Source organism: Streptomyces sp. NBC_01471 (assembly GCF_041438865.1).
Taxonomy (GTDB): Bacteria; Actinomycetota; Actinomycetes; order Streptomycetales; family Streptomycetaceae; genus Streptomyces.
This window is the reverse complement of record NZ_CP109450.1, coordinates 6,209,187-6,229,568: the sequence shown is the minus strand read 5'-3', so window position 1 is coordinate 6,229,568 and position 20,382 is coordinate 6,209,187. Positions and strand designations below refer to the sequence as shown.

The 20,382-nt window shown below is 66.8% G+C and carries 12 protein-coding genes and 2 pseudogenes; 5 read left to right on the top strand and 9 right to left on the bottom strand.

What is annotated here, in order from left to right; genetic code table 11:
- The first annotated feature begins 157 nt into the window (after positions 1 to 157).
- Positions 158 to 1,969 (top strand): 5'-nucleotidase C-terminal domain-containing protein, encoded by a 1,812-nt coding sequence (locus OG285_RS27840; RefSeq protein WP_356824794.1) that lies wholly within the window; start codon positions 158 to 160, stop codon positions 1,967 to 1,969.
- 64 nt (positions 1,970 to 2,033) lie between these two features.
- Here the strand turns inward: OG285_RS27840 and OG285_RS27835 are convergent, their stop codons facing one another.
- From OG285_RS27835 to pepN, 3 genes are all read right to left on the bottom strand, one after another.
- Positions 2,034 to 3,437: a SidA/IucD/PvdA family monooxygenase gene (locus tag OG285_RS27835; protein WP_356824796.1), complete on the bottom strand. Its 1,404-nt coding sequence runs from the start codon at positions 3,435 to 3,437 to the stop codon at positions 2,034 to 2,036.
- Positions 3,434 to 4,798: an aminotransferase class V-fold PLP-dependent enzyme gene (locus OG285_RS27830; protein ID WP_356824798.1), complete on the bottom strand. Its 1,365-nt coding sequence runs from the start codon at positions 4,796 to 4,798 to the stop codon at positions 3,434 to 3,436. The genes OG285_RS27835 and OG285_RS27830 overlap by 4 nt, the downstream gene beginning before the upstream one ends.
- Before the next feature lie 167 nt (positions 4,799 to 4,965).
- Positions 4,966 to 7,461: an aminopeptidase N gene (gene pepN / locus OG285_RS27825; protein WP_371792551.1), complete on the bottom strand. Its 2,496-nt coding sequence runs from the start codon at positions 7,459 to 7,461 to the stop codon at positions 4,966 to 4,968.
- A gap of 208 nt (positions 7,462 to 7,669) precedes the next feature.
- On the opposite strand from pepN, the pseudogene OG285_RS27820 reads away from it, so the two are divergent.
- Positions 7,670 to 8,079 (top strand): annotated as a pseudogene (locus OG285_RS27820) (tyrosine-type recombinase/integrase); the annotation flags it as partial.
- Positions 8,080 to 8,179: 100 nt separating this feature from the next.
- Here OG285_RS27820 and OG285_RS27815 read toward each other — a convergent pair.
- From OG285_RS27815 to OG285_RS27800, 4 genes and pseudogenes are all read right to left on the bottom strand, one after another.
- The gene (locus tag OG285_RS27815) at positions 8,180 to 8,518 is read right to left on the bottom strand and encodes a hypothetical protein (protein ID WP_371792550.1); all 339 of its coding nucleotides are present in this window, start codon (positions 8,516 to 8,518) and stop codon (positions 8,180 to 8,182) included.
- On the bottom strand, positions 8,508 to 8,771 hold the full coding sequence (locus tag OG285_RS27810) for a hypothetical protein (RefSeq protein ID WP_371792549.1): 264 nt from the start codon (positions 8,769 to 8,771) through the stop codon (positions 8,508 to 8,510). The genes OG285_RS27815 and OG285_RS27810 overlap by 11 nt, the downstream gene beginning before the upstream one ends.
- Before the next feature lie 217 nt (positions 8,772 to 8,988).
- On the bottom strand, positions 8,989 to 9,459 hold the full coding sequence (locus tag OG285_RS27805; protein WP_371792548.1) for an NUDIX domain-containing protein: 471 nt from the start codon (positions 9,457 to 9,459) through the stop codon (positions 8,989 to 8,991).
- A 2-nt stretch (positions 9,460 to 9,461) separates the two neighbouring features.
- Positions 9,462 to 10,123: pseudogene (locus OG285_RS27800) on the bottom strand (XRE family transcriptional regulator).
- A gap of 363 nt (positions 10,124 to 10,486) precedes the next feature.
- Here OG285_RS27800 and OG285_RS27795 point away from each other — a divergent pair.
- Genes OG285_RS27795 through OG285_RS27785 form a run of 3 tightly spaced genes read left to right on the top strand, consistent with a single transcriptional unit; the run spans position 10,487 to position 12,917 of the window.
- Positions 10,487 to 11,386, top strand: coding sequence for a replication initiator (locus tag OG285_RS27795; RefSeq protein WP_371792547.1), 900 nt, complete (start codon positions 10,487 to 10,489; stop codon positions 11,384 to 11,386).
- Positions 11,386 to 11,610: a helix-turn-helix domain-containing protein gene (locus tag OG285_RS27790; protein ID WP_371792546.1), complete on the top strand. Its 225-nt coding sequence runs from the start codon at positions 11,386 to 11,388 to the stop codon at positions 11,608 to 11,610. The genes OG285_RS27795 and OG285_RS27790 overlap by 1 nt, the downstream gene beginning before the upstream one ends.
- A complete protein-coding gene (locus tag OG285_RS27785) occupies positions 11,610 to 12,917 on the top strand; it encodes a tyrosine-type recombinase/integrase (RefSeq protein ID WP_371792545.1) in 1,308 nt (435 codons plus the stop codon). Before OG285_RS27790 ends, OG285_RS27785 begins: the two co-directional genes overlap by 1 nt.
- A 98-nt stretch (positions 12,918 to 13,015) precedes the next feature.
- On the opposite strand, the gene OG285_RS27780 is transcribed toward OG285_RS27785, so the two are convergent.
- Positions 13,016 to 13,336: a hypothetical protein gene (locus OG285_RS27780; protein WP_371792544.1), complete on the bottom strand. Its 321-nt coding sequence runs from the start codon at positions 13,334 to 13,336 to the stop codon at positions 13,016 to 13,018.
- Entirely contained in the window at positions 13,321 to 20,187 is a 6,867-nt protein-coding gene (locus tag OG285_RS27775) for a polymorphic toxin-type HINT domain-containing protein (protein WP_371792543.1), read from the bottom strand. The genes OG285_RS27780 and OG285_RS27775 overlap by 16 nt, the downstream gene beginning before the upstream one ends.
- Positions 20,188 to 20,382 lie beyond the last annotated feature (195 nt).

Sequence of the window (20,382 nt, the reverse complement as noted above, 5' to 3'; positions counted from 1 at the left end):
GTTCCCACTCTCGCACCCCGGTACGACAGTCGGCGGTCACCAGATCGAAACCTGCGGGGGGTGTTGCACCGCATACCTCCTGGGTCAGAATCTACGCGCGTTGTGCATGGTCGCAGTCCGCATCTACGCGCGTTGTGTACGTGAATAGGGAGACGAAATGCCGCTCAATCGTAGGACGTTCCTGGGTACTTCGGCCGCCGCCGGCGCCGGTGTGGCCATCGCCGGAGGCACGGCAGTGCCCGCCGACGCGCAGGGGCGCGGCCATGGCCACGGTCACGGCCGTCCGCAGCGGCGGTACTCGTTCACCGTGATGGGGACGACCGACCTGCACGGCAATCTCTTCAACTGGGACTACTTCACGGACAAGGAGTTCGACGACGCCGCGCACAACGACGTCGGCCTGGCGAAGATCTCGACGCTGGTCAACGGGATCCGCGAGGAGAAGGGCCGCCACAACACCCTGATGATCGACGCGGGTGACACCATCCAGGGCACCCAACTGTCCTACTACTACGCCAAGATCGACCCGATCACGGCGAAGCACGGGCCGGTGCACCCGATGGCGCAGGCGATGAACCACATCGGCTACGACGCGGCGGCACTGGGCAACCACGAGTTCAACTACGGCATTCCGGTGCTGCGCAAGTTCGAGGAGCAGTGCCGCTTCCCGCTGCTGGGCGCCAACGCCCTGGACGCGAAGACGCTGAAGCCCGCGTTCGCCCCGTACGTCTTCAGGACGCTCCGCACTCCGCACGGCCGGGACGTGAAGGTCGCGGTTCTCGGGCTGACGAACCCGGGCATCGCCCTCTGGGACAAGGCGAATGTCCAGGGAAAGATGGTGTTTCCGGGGCTTGAGGAGCAGGCCGCGAAGTACGTCCCGCGGCTGCGTTCCATGGGTGCCGACGTGGTGATCGTCGCGGCGCACTCGGGGGCCAGCGGCACATCCTCGTACGGCGACCAGCTCCCGTACGTGGAGAACGCGGCCGGTCTGGTCGCCGAGCAGGTTCCGGGGATCGACGCGATCCTGGTGGGCCACGCGCATGTCGAGATCCCCGAGAAGTTCGTGGCGAACAAGAAGACCGGGAAGCAGGTCGTCCTCTCGGAGCCGCTGATGTGGGGCGAGCGGCTCACGGTCTTCGACTTCGACCTGGTGTGGGAGAAGGGACGCTGGACGGTCGAGAAGGCCGGTGCCCGGGTGCTGAACTCCAATACCGCGGCCGAGGACCCGAAGCTGGTGAAGCTGCTGACGGACGAGCACAAGAAGGTCGTGGCGTACGTCAACCAGGTGATCGGGACGTCTGCCGCCGCGATGACCACGGCGGACGCGCCCTGGAAGGACGAACCGATCATCGATCTGATCAACGCCGTCCAGACCGACACGGTGAAGGCGGCGCTGGCCGGCGGTGAGTACGCGGCGCTGCCGGTGCTCTCGCAGGCGTCGTGTTTCTCGCGTACGGCGCAGATTCCCGCCGGGAACGTGACGATCAAGGACGCGGCAGGGCTCTACCCGTTCGAGAACACGCTGGAAGCACGGCTGGTGACGGGCGCGCAGATCAAGGACTATCTGGAGTTCTCGGCACGCTACTACGTACAGACGCCGGCGGGCGGCCCGGTGGACACGTCGAAGCTGACGAACGCGGACGACACTCCGGACTACAACTACGACGCGGTGTCGGGTCTGACGTACGAGATCGACATCGCCAAGGCGGCCGGTTCGCGGATCGCGAAGCTGTCCTTCGGCGGCAAGGCGATCGATCCGGCGGCGCAGTTCGTGCTCGCGGTGAACAACTACCGGGCGAGCGGCGGCGGGAACTTCCCGCACGTGCCGGCCGCCAAGCAGCTGTGGGCCAATTCGGACGAGATCCGGAACACGATCATCGCGTGGGTGCAGGCGAAGGGGACGGTGGACGCGTCGGAGTTCGCTTCGGTCGACTGGAAGCTGACACGGGACGGCACCCCGGTCTTCTAGTACGCGGGGTCCGGCCGGACCGGGTGGGCCGGTCCGGCCGGAGCCGGTGCGCGCTCAACCGCGGTCAGCTGCGCTCGCCCAGGGGGACGAGAGCGGTACGGCGCTGCGGGGGCAGGGCGTGTTCGCGGTCGAGGCCGAAGCTGGTGAACGCGGTGCGCCGGGGCAGCGGGTAGGGGTCCTTCCCGGTGAGGGAGTTGAGGATCGTCGCGCTGCGCCAGGCGGCGAGGCCGAGGTCGGGGGCGCCGACGCCGTGGGTGTGGCGTTCGGCGTTCTGTACGTACACGGAGCCGGTGACGGCGGGGTCGAGGAGCAGCCGGTACTGGTCGTCGATGCGGGGGCGCTCGGACGCGTCCCGCCGCATGTAGGGGTCGAGGCCGGCGAGCATTCCGTCGAGCGGGCGCTCCCGGTAGCCGGTGGCGAGGACCACGGCGTCGGTGGTGAGGCGGGAGCGGGAGCCCTGCCGGGCGTGTTCGAGGTGGAGTTCGACCTTGGTGGTGGCGACGCGTCCCGCGGTGCGGACGGTGACACCCGGGGTGAGGACGGCGTCGGGCCAGCCGCCGTGCTGGGTGCGGCGGTAGAGCTCGCCGTGGATGGCCGCGATGGTGTCGGCGTCGATGCCCTTGTGCAGCTGCCACTGCTGCGGGGCGAGGGAGTCGCGGGCGGACTCGGGCAGCCGGTGGAAGTAGCGGGTGTAGTCGGGGGTGAAGTGCTCCAGGCCGAGCTTGGAGTACTCCATGGGGGCGAATGCCTCGGTGCGGGCGAGCCAGGTGATCCTCTCGTGGCCTGCGGGGCGGGCCCGGAGCAGGTCGAGGAAGATCTCGGCGCCGGACTGGCCCGCGCCGATGACGGTGATGTGCCCGGCGGTGAGCAGCCGTTCGCGGCTGGCGAGGTAGTCGGACGAGTGCACGACGGGCACCGACGGTGCTTCAGCGAGCGGCTTGAGGGTTTCCGGGATGTACGGCTCCGTGCCGACGCCGAGTGCCAGGTTGCGGGTGTGCGCGCGGCCGAGTGCCTCGGCTTCTCCGTCGGCGTCGAGTTTGGTGAAGTCGACCTCGAAGAGGGCGTGTTCGGCGTTCCAGCGGATGGCGTCGACCTGGTGGCCGAAGTGGAGTCCGGGCAGGCTCTCACTCACCCAGCGGCAGTAGGCGTCGTACTCGGTGCGCCTGATGTGGAAGTGCTCGGCGAAGTAGAAGGGGTAGAGCCGCTCGCGCTCCTTGAGGTAGCTGAGGAACGACCAGGGGCTGGCGGGCTCCGCCAGCGTCACCAGGTCGGCGAGGAAGGGGACTTGGAGGGTGGCGTCCTCGATCAGCAGCCCGGGGTGCCAGTGGAAGGCGGGACGCTGTTCGTAGAAGGCGGTGGAGAGCTCGGTGAGGGGGTGGGCGAGCGCCGCGAGGGAGAGGTTGAACGGTCCGATGCCGACCCCCACCAGGTCGTGGGGCTGGTCTACGGGAGGCTGGTGGTCCGTCATCGGGGCGTACTGCCTTCCAGGAGTTTGAGGAGAGCTTCCAGGTCACCGGTGGTGGCGTGGGGGTTGAGCAGGGTGGCTTTCAGCCAGAGGCGGTTGTCGGCGCGGGCCCGGCCGAGGACGGCGTGGCCTTCGGCGAGGAGGGTGCGGCGGATGGCGGCCACGGTCGCGTCGTCCGCTCCGGTGGGGCGGAAGAGCACGGTGGAGATGGTCGGCCGGTCGTAGAGCTCCAGGCCGGGATGGGCCTCGACGAGGCCGGCGAGTTCTCCGGCGATGGCGCAGGTGCGGTCGACGAGGGCGGCGAGGCCGGTCCTGCCGAGGGCGCGGAGTGTGACGGCGATCTTGAACACGTCGGGCCGCCGGGTGGTCCGCAGGGAGCGGCCGAGGAGGTCGGGGAGGCCCGCTTCGGTGTCGTCGTCGGCGTTGAGGTAGTCGGCCTGGTGGGTGAGGGCGTCCAGGGCGGCGGGGCCGGGGACGGCGAGGATGCCTGCCGCGACCGGCTGCCAGCCGAGTTTGTGCAGGTCGATGGTTACCGAGTCGGCGCGTTCGAGCCCGGCGAGCAGGGGCCGGTGCAGGTCGCTGAAGAGGAGCGGTCCGCCGTATGCGGCGTCGATGTGCAGTTCGGCGCCGTACCGGTCACAGAGGTCGGCGATCTCGGGGAGCGGGTCGATGAGTCCCGCGTCGGTGGTGCCGGCGGTGGCCACGACCAGGACCGGACCGTGGGTCGCGGTGAGGGCTTCGTCGAGCGCGGCGAGGTCGATGACCCCGGAGGGCGACGGAACGGTGAGGGGTTCGGGGAGGCCGAGCAGCCAGGCGGCACGGTGCAGCGAGTGGTGGGCGTTGGCACCGCAGACGATCCGTACGGCGCCGTGGCGTTCCCGGGCGAGCAGCAGCGCGAGCTGGTTGGACTCGCTGCCGCCGGTGGTGATCAGAGCGTCGCCCGCCGGGTAGATCTCGGCGGCGATGGCGCGGGTGACGAGGGCTTCCAGCTCGGAGGCGGCGGGTGCCTGGTCCCAGGAGTCCATCGAGGGGTTGAGGACGGAGACGGCGAGGTCGGCGGCTGCGGCGACGGCCAGCGGCGGGCAGTGCAGATGGGCGGCGCAGCCGGGGTCCGCCGGGTCGGCGGCGCCTTCGGTGAGGGCGTGGACCAGGGTGCGCAGGGCCTCTTCGGCGCCGGTTCCGGTGTCGGGCAGTACGGGGTGGGCCGTGGCCCGTACCCGTGCGGCGACGGTGTGCGGGCCGCCGGGCGGCAGGGGGCCGAGCCGGTCGGCGGCCCCGTCGTGCAGCGCGTCGAGGACGGCACCGACGAGGGGCCGCAGGGCGCTCGGCCCTGCGGCCCCTCCGGCGAGGGGCGGCGTGCTCATACGGGTGTCCTTCGGTGCGCTGGGGGCTGTCGCCCCAGCCTGTACGGGGGACAGGCGGCGCGCCCGAAGAGCACAACGAGCTCAACCCGAAAGTGGTATTGCCCTGGTGCGGGGGGAAGTTGGGGCCTCCGCCGGTGGTACAAGGGGCGGCCGGCCCGCACCGCAGGTCATGCCCCGCGGACCTCCAGGGCGCGCCGCAGGTCGTCGAGCTGGTCGGCGAGCTTGCGGCGCAGGGCAGGGATCATCTCGGTGTCGCGCAGACAGGCTTCGCCGCGGGCGAGGGCCTCGGCGGTGATCTCGTACGCGGGGAAGGCGTACCGTCCCGCCGCCTCGGCGATGGCGGGGCCCCGGCGGCCGGCGAGGGCGACGGCGTCCTCGTAGTAGCGCTCCGCGTACTCCGCGACGAGTGCGCTCTGCTCGGGCTGCCAGAAGCCGCGGGCGGTGGCGGTGAACAAGTAGTTGGAGAGGTCGTCGGAGGTGAACATCCGCTGCCAGGCGGCGTCCTTGGCCTCCGGTGCGGGCAGCGCGGCCCGGCAGCGGGCGGCGCCCTCCTGTCCGGTGGCGCTGATGTCCCGGTCGAGTTCGGCGTCGATGGCGCTCTCCTCGGCGGCGCCGAGGGCGGCGAGACGCTGGAGGATGCGCCAGCGCAGCTCGGGGTCGAGTTCGGGCCCGCCGGGGACGCTGCCGTCGGCGAGCCAGGCCTGGATGCCGTCGGGCTGGGTGGCCGCGTCGATGAAGTGGCGGACGGCGATGAGGCGCAGTCCGGGGTTGTTCCCGTCCTCGGTGCGGCGGATGAGCGCGCGGCAGATCGTGCTGATCGTGGCGAGTGCGGCGGGCCGGTCGGCGGGCGGCAGGTAGCGGTCGGCGATCTGGGTGGCGGCGAAGACGAGGACGCCCTGGACGAGGGCGAGGTCCGACTCGTGCGGGAGGTGGGCGAGCGCGGCGTCCAGGTAGGCGGCCGGGGGCAGTTCGCCGTCGCGGACCATGTCGCGCGCGGCGTTCCAGACGACGGCGCGGGTCAGCGGGTCGGGGAGGCCGGAGAGCGCACGTACGACGGTCTCCCAGGAGGCGGCGTCGAGGCGGACCTTGGCGTAGGTGAGGTCGCCGTCGTTGAGGAGGAGCAGGTCGGGGCGGCGGCCCTGGAAGGTCCTCGCGGCCTCGCCCTCGGCGGGGACGTCGATTTCGAAGCGTTCGCGCAGGACGAGGTGGGTGGGGTCGACCGGGTCGTGGTCGTAGGCGCCGACGGCGATGAGGTGCGGGCGGCTGCCGGTGCGGGCGACGGCGAACGACCAGTCGCTGTCGGTCTCGGTGACGGTGGGGGTGAGGGTGTCGACGCCGGTGGTGCCCAGCCACTGTGCGGCCCAGCCGTGGACGTCACGGTCGGTGGCGGAGGCCAGATTGTCGATGAAGTCGGCGAGGGTGGCGTTGCCGAAGCGGTGCCGGGCGAAGTGGACGTTGATGCCGGCGAGGAAGTCTTTCTCGCCGAGCCAGGCGACGAGCTGGCGCAGCGCGGAGGCGCCCTTGGCGTACGAGATCCCGTCGAAGTTGAGCATCGCGGACGCGGTGTCCGGGACGAGGGCCGGGTCGGGGGCGACCGGGTGGGTGGAGGGGCGCTGGTCGGCGTCGTACCCCCAGCTCTTGCGGGCGATGGCGAAGTCCACCCAGGCGCCGGTGAAGCGGGTGGCTTCGGCGAGGGTCTGGTAGCCCATGTACTCGGCGAACGACTCGTTGAGCCAGATGTCGTCCCACCACTGGAGGGTGACGAGGTCGCCGAACCACATGTGGGCCATCTCGTGGGCGATGACCATGCCGCGGGTCTGCCGCTCGGTGTCGGTCACGGCGGAGCGGTAGATGAACTCGTCGCGGAAGGTGACGAGGCCCGGGTTCTCCATCGCTCCGGCGTTGAACTCCGGAACGAACGCCTGGTCGTACGAGTCGAACGGGTACGGCTCGTCGAACTTCTCGTGGTAGCGGTCGTAGCAGGCGCGGGTGATCTCGAAGATCTCCTCGGCGTCCGCGTCGAGGTGGGGTGCGAGCGAGCGGCGGCAGTGCAGTCCGAAGGGGAGCCCGGCGTGCTCGGTGGTCACGGAGTGCCAGGGGCCCGCGGCGACGGCGACGAGGTAGGTGGAGATGAGCGCGGTGGGCGCGGCCTGCCAGTGGCCACCGCCGGTCGGCCGGGTGACGGCGTTGGCGAGGACGGTCCAGCCGTCGGGTGCGGTGACGCCGAGTTCGAAGACGGCTTTGAGGTCCGGCTGGTCGAACGCGGCGAACACCCGCTGGACGTCCTCCATGAACAGCTGGGTGTAGACGTAGGTCTCGCCGTCGGTGGGGTCGGTGAACCGGTGCATGCCCTCGCCGGTGTGCGAGTAGCGCATGACGGCGTCGATCCGCAGCTCGTGCTCACCGGCCGCGATGCCGGTGAGCGGGAGCCGGTTCCCGGAGAGCGTCCCGGGGTCGATGGGCTGTCCGTCGAGGGTCACGGAGCGCAGCTCGGCGGGCTTGAGCTCGACAAAGGTGTCTCCGGCCGCACGCGCGGTGAAGCCGATGACGGTGCGGGAGTCGAAGGTGTCGTCGCCCTGCGTCAGATCGAGGTCGATCGTGTACCGCTGGACATCGAGGAGCTGGGCTCGGAGCTGCGCTTCGTCGCGCGTCAGTACGGACATGAGCCCATCGTGCCGTACGCCGTCGACACCGCGCACGGGGTCTCGGGTACTGCGGGCGGGGCGGGTCGGTACGGGGTTCGGTGCGGGTCGTGGGCGGGGGCGGTACGGGGTGTGGCTGGTTCGGTACGGGGGTGTGGCGGGGCGGTCACAGGGGGTGGCGGGGGTGCGGGTGGGGCCGTTCGGCCGCAGGCGCTATGTGCTACCTGGACTCGCCCTCCCCACGGAATGCCTCAACTCTCTCAAGACCCACCAGGAACGGCAGGAGGAAGAGCGCCAGGCAGCCGGAACGGGCTGGACGGACAACGGGGTCATCTTCACCGCCCACCCCGAAGGGCGGGCCACTCGGCCTCACCAACCTCACCCACCGCTTTCGCCTCCTCCTCCATGCGCGGGACTCCGGCCGATCCGGTTCCATGATCTCCGGCACTCAGCAGCCACCCTCTTCCGGAACAGGGCGTCGAACTCGTCGTGATCAAGGAACTCCTCGGCCACGCCCACATCGGCGTCTACGCCCACGTACGCCTCCGCCTTCAGCGCTAGGCCATCGACACCCTTGGCAGCATCCTTGACACGACTGATGCCCCGGACGACCCGCCCACCGCAGCCGTCGTCCGCTGACGTTGCCACCCACCATTGCCGTCAAACAACAGGACGCCCTTTCTCCGGCTTACGGAGAAAGGGCGTCCTGCTTCATTCCGCGAGAGCACCTATAGGCGAGTTAGCTTTCACCCAGGAATTGCAAAACCCCTTCAGGTCCACCTGACTCGACAATCCCCTTGAACGAATCCAACATCGCCGCCAGACCACCCTCCGGAATTATCACAAGATCGGGGCACTGGAAATATGCCCCGCCGGAGCATTCTCCAGTATCCCGCCACCGACTCATCACCTGCCCGATCGCACGCAGTGTCATGAATGTGGCGCTCCATCGCGTCCCATCCGGAAGGCCGAGTTCTGCGTCCACATTCTCGATGGTTTCCTTGTCGTCCTCTGCGCCCAACATGAAGAGCGCGCTGAACTGAGGGTTCTCTACGCGGTAGAGAGGGTCATTGGCCATAGAGCTGATTCATCCTCGCAATCACCTTGGATTCGTTCGCCTTGTCTGATTTCCCAACGACCTGAATCCCACCATCGACGTTCCGAAAGAACAGGCGACCGCCGTTCCTTCCTCGCGCATAGGTAACATCCGTTCCAGCCAATGCCTTACTCCCGAGCCCAGGATTCATGTTTCCGCGCGACAGCTGCTGGAACAGACTGTCCAAGTCGCCCTGGACCTTCTGATTCTTCCCCGCCTGCTGAGCAGCTTTCACGAGCGATGAGTCCTCGCCAATCGCTGACGACATCGTGAGACAGCCACTGGAGTTATGAACCAGGACCGGCGTCCCGCCCGCCAGCACACAGTACGTGTGCTACGCGAAGCCTTCGACCTGCTTTTTCGCAGGTCAAGTGCGGTTTGCTGGTCCGGTGAAGTGCGTGGGTGTCCGTGGTTGTGCGGGGTTGTTGCCGTCGCTACTGCCATCAGGCGGTTCAGCCCAGGTACGGCTTCTCGCGCTGTTCCAGGAAGTGCTGGAGCCTGAGTCGTTGGGTGTGGTGCATCGGCAACTGCTCGATCTCGTCCGGCGGTACATACCGGAGTTCGGTGGACTCGTCGGAGATCTCCAGCCGGCCGCCGGTGATGCGGGCGGTGAAGCAGACGTTGAACTGTCGCCGGACCTCGCCGTCGGTGTAGGCGATGATGTGTTTCGGGTCGGTGTAGGTGCCGACCAGGCCGGTGATCTCGACGTCGAGGCCGGTTTCTTCCTTGACCTCGCGGACGGCCGTGCCTGGCAGCGAGTCGGTGAGGTCCATGCCGCCTCCGGGCAGTGCCCAGAGGTCGTTGTCGCGACGGCGCTGGAGGAAGATGCGCCCGTGGTCGTCGGTGACGACGGCGGAAGCGGCGACGACCATGCTGTTCGGCTTGGGCGCGCTCGGGTCGTCGTAGTACTCGGTGCGGGCCACGGTCAGCCTTCCTGTTGTACGGGGGTTGCTGTCGTCCACACGGCGTCGAAGCTGTCGGCGTAGGTGTCGAACATGCCGCTCTCTTGGTGTCGGCGAAGGTGCCATACAGGGGCGGCGTAGGCGTTGACACCCCAGACGTGTGCGTTGACGAGTTGCTGGTCGTCGGCCCGGTAGAGGGAGTTGTAGAGCGTGGTTGCGTGGGTGCGGACTTCGATGCCGGGGGTGTCGGCGAGCGGCTTGTAGTGCATGAGTGCGAGGCGGCAGCGGGATTCGATGCCGTGGCCGAACCGCTCCTCCTGGCCGCGGGCTTGGACGTTGTTGCTGTCGGGGTCCCCGATCGCGATGCGGACGGTGCAGCCTTCGGCGGCGCGTTCGCTGAGGAGTTCGTTCAGCCGTGGGTATGCCTCGTGGAGGAAGATGGCCGCGTAGACGAGGATGTCGATCCGTTCCCGGGCCTGGGTCAAGAGGTCGGTGAACGTCGAGACGGGATGTCGGCCCGCTGCTGGTAGAGCGCGACCAGTTCGGGGCTGATGGCGCGGGCGGGGCGGGCCTGGCGGAGCGCCGGCCAGAGTGCGTGCACATCTTCTCCCAGGGCCTTGGCCGCCTGGAGGGCGGTGGCACACAGAACACCGATCACCGCCCACCTGGGCACACGCATGGGCATCGCCCTGCCGGTGGCCACCACCGCACTCGCCCAGCTCTGAGCACCGGCCCCCACCGGCCGCATCTCCCTCGCTGAACCCACGCCCGCCCCTGGGCCTGGTTCGCCATGCCCCGAGCAGCACCAACACGCCTTCCAGTTCGGCTGGTTGCTGCTCGGGGCCACCCACCCGAACAGAAGGGATACGACCCGAATGGTCACCCTGGACCTGCGCCACGTGGCAAGCCCCGCCGTACGGGACCTGCTCCACCTGGTCAATCACCCGACTTCGACCGCGCGCAGCAGCAGATCGAACGCCTCGGCGGCTGCGCCGAACCCGTCCGCCTGACCGGACAGACCACCACCGTCAACGCCCACGCCGGAGCCTTGTGGGCCCGCTTCGCGATCTACCTGCGGCGGGAGCTCGCCACCCGGCTCGGCATAACGCAGATGGCCGCCCGCGCAGTGTTTCGGGTGTCCTTCGCCAAGGTCGCCGAGTACCAGAAGCGCGGCCTGGTCCACTTCCACGCCGTGATCCGCCTCGACGGCCCGGACGGCAACACCCAGCCCCCAACGTCCTACGCCACCGCCTCCGTACTCACCGACGCCATCCGCTCCGCCGCACCACGCGCCCGCATCTCGGTCACCTCGGACGCGATCGGGGAACGCGAACTCTCCTGGGGCCAGCAGTTCGACGTACGCGAGATCGCCGCCTTCGGCACCGACAGCGAACTCACCGACCAGGCGGTGGCCGCCTACGTGGCCAAGTACGCCACCAAGTCCGCCGACGCCTCCGGCACCCTCGACCGGGCCCTGTTCTGCCGCCCCTGCCAGGGACGCGGCGCCACCCTCCTGCCCCACGGAACGCCGCTCCCGTGCACCGCGTGCGACGGGACCGGACAGGCCCGCCCGCTGACCCGGCTCCCCGTCGCCCGGCACATCCGGCAGATGATCCGCACCTGCTTGGAGCTGGGCAGGTTGCCGGAGTTCGCCCACATCAAGCTCCGGAAGTGGGCGCACATGCTCGGCTTCCGGGGCCACTTCTCCACCAAGTCCCGCAGCTACTCCACCACCCTGGGCGCGCTGCGCGAAACCCGCCGCTCCTGGCGCACCGAACAGGCCCGCGTCCACGCCGGCCTGCCCGACCTCGACCCGACGACCACGCTCGTCGTCGGTCGCTGGGACTACCTCGGCTCGGGCTACAGCCCCGGCGGCGCACTCCTCGCAGCCCACATATGGCACCGCAAGGAACTGGAACGGCAGTTCGCGGCCGAAGGGGGCTGTTGATGACCTCGCCCCCGCTCGCTGGCCTCCACGCGGAGGCGGCACCGGCGCTGGATCTGCTCACGGTGCCCCAGGTCATGGGCCGCCTCCAGCTCGGCCGCTCCGCCGTCTACGACCTGCTCCGCACCGGGCAACTCGCCTCGATCACCCTCGGCCGCGCCCGCCGCATTCCCACCCACGCCCTCACCGACTTCATCCACACCCGCCTCGAACAGGACTCCGCCTGATGACCACATCCCGCGACACCCCAGCCTCTCGCCGCGTCCGTGCCAACGGCGACGGAACCGTCTACCAGCGCAAGGACAGCCGCTGGGAAGCCGCCGGATACGTCCTCGCCCCCGGCAACACCCGCAAGCGCATCCGCGTCTATGGCGCCACCCGCAAAGACGCCCTCGCCAAGCTCACCGAGAAGATCGCCGCCAGCAACCGCGGCATCCCCGCGCCCTCCGCGCAGGGCAGCCTGGCCGCGTACCTGACGTACTGGCTCGACGCTGTCGCCGTCCACCAACTCCGCGAGAACACCCACACCCGCTACACCGCCGTCACCCGGCTCTACCTCATCCCCGGCCTCGGACGGAAGAAGCTCGCCAAGCTCACCGCCAAGGACGTCCGCACCTGGCTCAACCAGCTCCGCACCACCTGCCAATGCTGCGCGCGCGGCCTAGACACCGCCCGCGATGAGCCCCTGTGCTGCGCTGCCGGAAAGTGCTGCGCAAGGCGGCTCTCACCGCTGACCTTGGCCTACGTGCATTCCGTTCTCAAGTCCGCCCTGGAGCACGCCGTACGCGAGGAGGAGATCCCGCGCAACGTCGCCCGCAACGTCCGCACCGGCACACCCCGGCCCCGCCGCTTCGAACCCCTCACCGCCGACGAAGCGCGTACGTTCTTGGCCGCGACGAGCGGTCACCGGTTGCAGCCGCTGTTCGAGCTCGCCCTGCATACCGGGCTCCGCAAGGGCGAACTCCTCGGCCTGCGCTGGGAAGATCTCGACCTGGCCGGCGGAACCGCCAGCATCAGACGTACTCTCCAGCGCACCTCCTCCGGCGGCCTGACCGCCCTCCCGACCAAGACCAAGAGCTCGGAGCGGCGCATTGTCCTGCCGACGCCATGCCGGCGCTCCCTCGAAGAGCACCGCGACCGGCAACTCCAGGAACGTGAGGCGGTGGGGACGGGCTGGGAGAACAGCGGCTACGTCTTCACCCGCCCCGACGGCGCCCCGATCGAAGGGTCCACCCTCACCCGGCACTTCAACATCCTGCTCCGACAGGCCGGGCTCCGCCGCATCCGCTTCCACGACCTCCGCCACTCGACGGCCACCCTCCTCCTGGAACAGGGAGTGGAACTCGTTGTGATCAAGGAGCTGTTGGGGCACGCTCACATCGGCGTCACCGCCACCGTCTACGCCCACGTCCGACTCCGCCTCCAGCGCGACGCCATCGACCTCCTCGGACTCGCCCTCCGCGCTCCCGCCGACACCGGAAACCGGCCTGACGACGGCAAGGAACCGCCGCTCTGCGCAGCCCCCGTCCGCTGACGTTGCCGTCAACTACTGCCGTCACGGCACGCTGAAGCCCCGCCCGGCACTGCCTGGCGGGGCTTCATATTTGCGAACGCACACTTCCTGGCGAATCCTCAAAGGTCCTGGAGAACCCAATCACGGGAAGTCGCAAGGCAGGATTCAAGATCGCCTGGCGACGCCAGGCGGCCGCTCCGCGTCCGAACTTGACCCGTCTCCGCGTTCACTAGATCTTCCTCGAATTCCCCGGTATCCCACAGCACAACCTGGGCCATGAAGTTACCGCCATCAAGGATCCAGCTCACCGACGCCAGTTCACCCCCATTTAGGGATGTTTCAATCTCTGAAATATCCCTCAGGGCTTCCGCCTTGCAGATTTCCTGCCGGATCCATTCCTGAGCCCGGTCCAGCAACGCACTACCTAGGGACATCCCCATCCTCCCAGCTTGATGTTCTTCGCCTCGGGAAGTTGAGGAACAGGGTTCCCCTTCTTCTGTGACAGGCGAGCAAAGATGGTGTCAGAATCTGACATCTTAAAGTCCCCCGGCCTGCCGCCGGGAATTAGCGAAGATTTCGGCACATCGAATTCTGCGTACACGGATCCCGGGCGTGCCGATATGTATGCGTCTCGGCTTGCCGGGTACACGACGTAGGTGAAACCACCCCCGCCACGCTGAACCATTCCTGTCTCCGCCATCGCCTGATGTTCTGCCGCAGACATCCAACGGCCTACAGTGACCATCCCGTCATCTGGGGTGTGGCCTCCGCTGTTGTGAACGAGTACCGGCGTCTGACCAGCGAGTACATAGTACGTATGGAGCCCCTCGACCGTAAGGTTATAGGTCCTCGCGTGCTTGACGAAGGGGTGGTTGGCCGTGACCGTGACTCTGCTGCCGTCGTCCGTCAGCAGGGTCATACCCCGCTTCAGCTTGGCCGTCCCGGTCCAGCGCCCTTCAGAGGGGGACCAGAAGGGATGCTCATAGGTGGCGGTGATCTTTTCCGTACCGCTTTTTGTAGCGATGGAAAGAGTGTTGAAGCGTTTGTCGTCATTAGTGACGATGAGGCGGGTCACCTTCCGGTGACCGGATTTACCCGTTTCAGGATCGGTGGCTTCTACCTCATCCCCAACCTTGACGTCTTCAATTTTCTTCTTTTCCCCGTCGGCCATGAGGACACGAGTGTCGGCCAAGAAGCACTGCCCACATCCAAATTTCGCTCTGCCGGCTCGCTTCCCTTTTCCGCCCTCGATTCTCCCCTCTCCTGGCCCGAACGCAAACACCTCCTTCATGCCGGCCTTGATTACTTTGCTGAACATTGTCTTGCTATCGGGGCACCTGGTGGCTTGGCATGCGAAGGCCGCATTCACCGAAATCGCATATTCGTCAGGGTGTTCAACCTCGCAATCAAGGCCCCCCAGCCCGTGACACAGACTTTCCATCCGGTCGTAGAAAATTGCGATGAATGCTTTCGCGACATTCGGTTTCCAGGTGGCACGCACCTTCACCAGCGGGTAAACATTTATATAGCCGTCATGGTCGAAGTCCGCCGCATTTGATCCCTCATTTTCCCAGTCCCCAGGGCGCGTAATGGGCGTCGCGACAGGTGTCGAGTTGTCTTTTACAGGTCCCTTGCCATTCGCCCATCTATCTCCTACCTGGCAAGGGAAGGTGATGCCGCAGACAGTTCCGCCCGGGTCACTCAGGCCGGTGGGGTCACTATTGGATACAGGGGTGTTATGGGAATAGCTGTATCCGTTGAGAGACTGCGGGTCGCTGGGATCGAGCAGGGGGTCGACGCTGATGAAGCGTCCAGTGGTGGGGTCATATTCACGGGCCCCGAGGTGGGTCAGGCCGGTGTCTGCGTCCTTCGTACCTCCGACAATGCCCTTCGTTCCAGGCCAGCCGGCAGGCTGGGCTCCGCGGGCCGAGCCGAAGGGGGTGGAGCGACGCTGACGCATGGACAGGTCGGCTGCACCGATGGCGAGTTCGGAGGTGCCGTGATGGTCCCCGATGAGGAAGGTGAGTTTGTTGTCGTCGGTGCGAACCGCCTGGTTACCACCGCCGAGGTCGTAGTAGCGAGTGGCCTTGGCCTTCGTCGCGCCCACGGCAAGGGTGAGTTCTGTGGCACCGAGATAGAGGGTGGTGCCGGTGGGGGTGCGTGCGATCAGGCGGTTTCCGTCTGCGTCGTAGACGTAGGACCCGAGCGTCTTTGTTCCGCTGCCATCTTTCTGGACGACTTTCGCGAGGTGCCCTTCGGCGTCCCAGGTCATGCTCTGCTTGGTCGCACCTTCGGTGCGGGAAGCGGTGTTGCCGGTGGGGTCGTAGGTGTAGTCCGTGGTAGCGGCACCTTCCGGTCCGCCGGCTGTGATTCCGCTCAGGGTGTGAGGCTGCGGGGATTTCGCATCGGGGTACGAGTAAGTGCGGTGGGTGTCCTTGGAAGGGTCACCGCTCTGGTCGTGGAGCGTCTCGGTTTTACGGTTGCCGGTGAGGTCGTAGGTGTACGACTGCCAGTACGGTGCCGGTCCGCCCAGAACGGATCCACCGGGGGCTCCGCAGGTCCTTGTGCTCTGGGCCCAGGCCTCGGTCAGACGGTTGAGGTAGTCGTACTGGAAGCACTGATTGTCGGTACCGTCACGAGATACGTCGCTGATGGACTGGACATTGCCTGCGTCGTCGTATCCGTAGGTGGAGGACTTGTCGGTGCCGGGAACGTCCTCCCGGTCGACACGTGCATTTTCCAGACGCTGGGTGCCCCATTGGTAGGTATTGGTCGCCTGGGTCTTCTTGCCACCGCTCTGATAGGTGAACTGCAGAGGCTTACCCGTGTAGCTGTAGGTGGTACCGCTGATGTAGCCGGTCCCGCCGCTGCCGGACAGGGTCGTGGGCCGCAGCACGTCGTCATAGGCCGGCGTGAGGGCGTCCGCGGCGAGAGAACCTGCCGCGGGATAGCCCGTGGACTGAACTGTGCCGTTGGCGTTGTACTTGATGTTGTTCTGGTACGCCCCGGCCAGAGCCTCTTCCCCCTTGACGGAGGGAATGGTCGTGGTCACCCGGTTCGGTCGATAGAGCGTGTCGTAGATGTTGTACGTGGTGGTGTAGGCGTCTCCGCCCGCTCCTCCGACGTACCGGGTCGTGGAGGCGAGCTGCCCCTTGGCTCCTGCGGGATCCCACGTGTGCTTGGTCAGAACGGGCCCTGTCGCGCTCCCGTCGTGGGTCTCGGTCTCCCTGCCCAGACCGTCGTAGAGATGCGTGATGGTCTGATGGGGATCGCCGTTCGCGGACACCCGATCGTCACTTACCGAGACGATCTGGTCACGGTCGTCGTAATGCGAGCTCGTGACGCCCTTGTCCGGGTCGTGGGCTGTGATCTGGTTACCGCGCTGGTCGTACGTGTACGTCCACTCGTTGCCCGCCGGATCGGTGACCTTCGCCAGTTTGCCCGTGGGTGTGTATGCGTAGTGGGTCGTATCTGCCACACCCGCGGGGTTGGTGGCGTGGTACTGGAGCAGATCGGTGGTTCTGCCCCGTGCGTCGGTCACGGTTGTGGTGGGAGTGGCCCCTTGCGGCGGGGTGACGGTCGTGCGGTCGCCGCCGTAGGTGGTGCTGGTGGTGGCGAGCACCTTGCCGCCATCACTGTTGCCGGCCACTTCCTGTGATCTGGTGGCACGGCCGAGGCCGTCGTAGGTGTTCCACTCCTGGGTCTCGACGGCGAGCGCGTCGTCGAGCTTCAGGAGGGCCGCTGCCGGTGCCTGGGTGTTGTAGTACGGGGCGAAGGTCTTGGCCGTCAGCCCACGCTCGTCGTAGAAAGTGTCACTGACCAGCCGTCCGCCACCAGGTCCAGGAGCTTGCACCTGCCGGGGACGCAGGGACCCGTCATAGAGCGTGTAAGAGGTCTGTTGTGCGCTGTCGCTCTTGAGAGTCTTCGTGGCAACGGATACGGCGTTCTTGTCGGAGATGCCGTAGACGAACTCGTAGTTCGGGATGTCGCTGTTTGCCTTGGACCGGTCGGGCAGCCAGATCCTGAGCCGGCGTCCGAGGGAGTCGTACGTCGTGTCCGTTCGTTTGCGATTCGTGTCAAGAACGGTGAGAGGCGAACCGCGCAGGGTGTCGTAGGTGGTCGTCGACGACTGCGCTGTGGCGGCGTTGCCCGGTGTGGCAGGCGGCCCGGTCACGGTGATTTCCGTCGGGAAGCCGCTGGCCGGCGTATACGCCGTCGTAGTGGTGTGGCCATCAGTACGGTTGGTACGCACCGGAGCGGTTGATTCCGTGGCAGTGACCGTGCCGGTGATGTCGGTCGCTGTGAGAATCCGGCCGCTCTGCGTGTCGTAGGTGGCGCCCGACTCGGTGTACGTAGCGGTGGTGCCGTCGTGGGACTTCAGAATGGCGACGTGTGTCGCGTCGCCCTTGGTCGGGGCCGCACCGTACGCCTGTCCGTCATAGGCGGTGCGGACGTCGGAGACGACATCCTTGGACCGATCGGGGGTGTCGGTGCAGGCCTTGGTTACGACTTCGACTCTCGTCGGCAGGTTGAGGATCCACTGCTTGGTGTTGTCGACGTACGTCGTGCGCGTGCAGGTGTCGTCGCTCGCGATGGAACTGTCACCGGCGTCGTGCGCCTGAGTGATGCGTCCTGCGGTCTTCTCGTGACTGTAGGAAACATAGGTCTTCCGCCACTTGCTGCCCGCGCCGTTGTCCAGTGACGTCCACGACCACGTGTGCAGCGTGCCGGTCAGGTTGGCGGTGGTGGTGCCCCAGTCCCGGACCCGCTTGGCCGTCTCAAAGTGCCACGGAGTATTGACCGACTTGGTCAGGACCTTGCCGCCAGGACCGCTGTACTGCTCGGTCTTGTACTCGAATCCCGCTGCGGAGGCGTGGTCGGTGATCGTGCCGCCGTTGTCGTCCGGGACAGTCACCGACTTGGTCGTACTGGAGGAGAGAGAGTCCTTGTCTCCGTCCATGCCACGAAGGAAATAGTGATCGGCCTGGGACTTCATGCCGACAGGATCCTGACCGCCCGTCTGCACTCTGACATGGCCGTACCCTCGCCAGCTGGACCAGGTTTTGTACTTCTCCTTGGTCAGCCCGTCATCGTCGTCGTAATGCCAGGCAGCGCCGTCCAGGTAGGAGTAGCGGGTGACCATGTCCGGCGACGACTGAGTGCGATCGGTCTGAGTGACGGCGTCAACCACATATTTGTTGAACCACTGTCTAGTCGGGTCCTCAGCACCTGGCTTGGTGTAGTAGACGGGATAACAGCGTGAGGTGTTCGACTCGGGTACGGGAAGGTGATCCGCGTCGCACGCAGCGGTGGAGTAGGTAACGTCCAGCTGTCCTCCCGATTCGTCTACGACAGTGGAAAGGCGCTCCTTGATGAACGGTGACGTGTCGTCGCCGGGAACGTCGAGCCGGTTGGCTCGCTGATCGTAGGTAAACGTGACCTTGGGGAGGGTAATGCTTGAGGCGGCCGACTTTCCGGTGTGCTGTATGGACTTCAGCTCGAGCTGATAGTCGGTGTCCGCCATTCCCCAGCCGTGCTCGAAGTCCCAGGAGTCGATGTCGGAGTACCCGGTGCTGTCCGGCTTGAGGACCTGGGTGGTCACTCCGGCCAGGCGTTTACGGCTCCAGAAGCTGGGAGAGACAGACTTGGTACAGTCCGCTCCGGACTTGCAGTTCAAGTCCCACGGAGTGTCGTACCAGTAGAAGGACTTGTCACCGATCGTTGACGCTTCGCATGTGACACCCGTCTCCGGTACGCAGCGTTCGGCCGAGTCGAAGTCGACCCGGGCAAGGGGCTTTTTGCTGTATACCGTCGAGGACGTCAGTCCGTATTCGATCCGGTCCAGACTGCCACCACGGTCGTAGACCGTCTCATCAGCGGCCTTCAAGTTGCGGGCGTAGTAGTTGGTCTCCTTGTCGTAGTAATAGGTGATCGCGTTCCCGCGCGCGTCCACCGCATAGTCGAGATTCCAGCGCCATGCCTGCTGGCACCAGGAGTCCGCGAACGACGACGCGTGGCAGGGCTCGTCCGTGTTGTTGCCGTAGACAGGTACGGTCCAGGTCGAATCAGTGGTCTCGTCACCGGCAGACCAGCCCGGCAGTTTGTTGTAGCCGAAGTAGTACCGCGACCCGTCGGGAGTAGTGACCACCCAGTACTCGTCCTTACGGGCTCCGTTGTCCCGTACGTCGGTACTGGATCCGTACAGCCGCTGTACCTTGGTCCCGTCGTCCCCCTTGATCTTGAACGTGTCGGTACCGGTCGGGATCAGTTCGCCGGAGTGACCGTTGAAGGAAAGGGTCGCGTTGTCGTAGGCCCAGCACAGGTCGCCCGGCTTCTTGCCATCGGCATTCTTCACTCCATCGTCGGCGCACTGCTTGTAAGAGCGCTCGATGGATCCTGACCAGAGGGAGAAGCCGTCCCCGGCCCACGACGACTGGTTGTTGGTGTTTGACGTACGTCCGTCCACCGCGTTGGACGAATAGGAGAGCTTGACGGCCGGAGTGAAGTCTCCCGGTACCGCGGGGGACGGCAAGTCGTAGGACCAGGAGAAGTCACCTGTGTTGAGACTCGTGTCCCATGCGGCGGAGGGAGACAGCGATGATGCGCCGTAGTCGCCGTGGTCACTGGAGGTTCCGGCTGCGACCGCGAAGAGGGAGACGCCACTCGGGTCGTTCGTACTCACTGAACGGGCGGTGAGCACATGTGTGTTCTGGTTGTTGACGGCAGGTACCGGCGTGGAGTTCGTGCAGGCCTTCTTCTTCGGAGTGGTGGCCGCGCAGGCAGGCAGCTTCACCAGCTTGACCCTGTCGGCGTACGCACCGCCGTATGCCTGGGCGAAGGCGCTGTAGTCGACGGTGAGCCCCACTGCGTCACCAGTGGCTCCAGCCTTGCGGGCGAGGGAGAACAGCATGCCGTCGACGCCGGCGCGCTGGGCCGCCCCGTGATCGAGCACCCGCACCGTTGCCGCACCCGCGAGCGGGGTGCCGGACGTCTTCGCGCTCTTCACTCCGACCGGTGCGGACAGGGAGACCGGCGTTCCCGTTGCTTGAGCGGCCGTCGGCCTGGTCTTCGGGTGGAGCGTGACCACGGTGGAAGTGGCCTTCGGCCAGGCACGTTTGGGTGCCTGTTCCGGGGTTCTGGGAGTGCCCTTGGTGGGGCGGGGTTTCATCTTCACCCCATGGCCGCTGAGTGCTTTCTCCGAGGCGGGGACCTTCGGCATGTCATCGGCCTCGGCTGCGGGGGTGACCGCGCCCTGCAACAGGGTGCCGATGAGTGCTGCGGCGAGCGACACTCCGATTCTTCGCCGCATCCGTGTCCGTGTTCTTGCTGGCATTCTTCGCTCCATCTCCATGCCCGCCCAGGGCTGCGCGCGACGCACACAGCCCGCCCCACGACAGGGCACAGTGCTGGGAAACGTCTTGAGGGTTCTGCGAGGTGTTACGAGTGGCCTACAGGCCGGCCGCACAGCGAGGTGCCGCCTGCCACC

Coding starts and splice junctions, on each gene's coding strand:
- OG285_RS27840 (WP_356824794.1), top strand. CDS start 158: ATGCCGCTCAATCGTAGGACGTTCCTGGGTACTTCGGCCGCCGCCGGC.
- OG285_RS27835 (WP_356824796.1), bottom strand. CDS start 3,437: ATGACGGACCACCAGCCTCCCGTAGACCAGCCCCACGACCTGGTGGGG.
- OG285_RS27830 (WP_356824798.1), bottom strand. CDS start 4,798: ATGAGCACGCCGCCCCTCGCCGGAGGGGCCGCAGGGCCGAGCGCCCTG.
- pepN (WP_371792551.1), bottom strand. CDS start 7,461: ATGTCCGTACTGACGCGCGACGAAGCGCAGCTCCGAGCCCAGCTCCTC.
- OG285_RS27815 (WP_371792550.1), bottom strand. CDS start 8,518: ATGGCCAATGACCCTCTCTACCGCGTAGAGAACCCTCAGTTCAGCGCG.
- OG285_RS27790 (WP_371792546.1), top strand. CDS start 11,386: ATGACCTCGCCCCCGCTCGCTGGCCTCCACGCGGAGGCGGCACCGGCG.
- OG285_RS27785 (WP_371792545.1), top strand. CDS start 11,610: ATGACCACATCCCGCGACACCCCAGCCTCTCGCCGCGTCCGTGCCAAC.
- OG285_RS27780 (WP_371792544.1), bottom strand. CDS start 13,336: ATGGGGATGTCCCTAGGTAGTGCGTTGCTGGACCGGGCTCAGGAATGG.